Raw genomic sequence first — 916 nt, 5'->3', positions numbered from 1 at the left:
CTGTAATGATGGTACGCCAGCCCTCAGGTGTTACACCTAACTGTCTGCTTTCCCTTCCTTCTTTTTTTCCTCCCTTTTCCCTCCCCCCCCCCCTCTCCTTTCCCTTCCCTCTCCCTCCTGTTCTCCTCCTCCTTTTTCTTTCTCTCCCCTCCCGTCCTTTCTCTTCTTCCTCCTTCTTTTCTCTTTTTTTCCTTCCCCCTTTTTCCCCCTTTCTCCTCTCTCTTTTTCTCCTCTCTTTTCTTCTCCTCTCCCTTTCTTTCTTCTTTTCCCCTTCTCCCTCTCTCCCCCCCTTTTCCCCTCCCCTTCTCCTCTCCCCTTTTTCCCCCCCCTCCCCCTTTCTTTTCCCCCCTTTTCCCCTTTTTTTCCCCTCCCTCCCCCCCCCCTCCCTTCTTTTCCCTCTCTCCTCTTCCTCCCCCTCTCCCCCCTTTTTCCTCCTTCCTCCCTTCTTTTCTCTCCCTTTTTCTCTCCTTCCCCCCCCCTCCCTTTCCTCCCCTTCTTCCCCCCTCCTTCTCCCCTCCCCCTCCCCCTTCTCCCCCTCCCCCCTCTTCCTCTTCCCCCCCCTCCCTCTCCTTCTCTCTCTCCCTTCCCCCCTTCCCTTCTCCTCCTTCCCTCTCTTCCTTTTTCTTCTTCCCTCTCTTTTTTTTTCTTTTTCTCCCTTTTCACCCTCCCCTTCTTCCCTTTCCTTTCTTTTTCCCTCTTCCTTCTCCTCCTTTCCCCCTCCCCCTCTCTCCTCCCCCCTTCTTCTTCCCCCTCCTTTTCCCCCTTCTTTTTCTCCTTTTCTTCTCCTTTTTTTTTTCCCTTTTCTTTTCCTACGTTCCTTCTCCCTTTACCCTTTCTTCGTTTCCCCTCTTCTCGTGTTTCTTTTTCTTTTCTTTTATCCTTCCCCATATTTTTTTCCCTTCTTTCTTCTTGCCAC

The 916-nt window shown here is 52.1% G+C and carries 1 protein-coding gene; it reads right to left on the bottom strand.

The window, feature by feature from the left end; genetic code table 11:
- Positions 1 to 36: 36 nt before the first annotated feature.
- The coding region (locus tag FHK88_RS14570; protein ID WP_227431007.1) for a hypothetical protein at positions 37 to 916 on the bottom strand (880 nt) is incomplete at its 5' end.

Source organism: Psychrobacter sp. I-STPA6b, from assembly GCF_020662265.1.
Classification (GTDB): Bacteria; Pseudomonadota; Gammaproteobacteria; order Pseudomonadales; family Moraxellaceae; genus Psychrobacter.
Note: the sequence above shows the minus strand (reverse complement) of the source record. Positions and strands in the feature narration are given on the sequence as shown.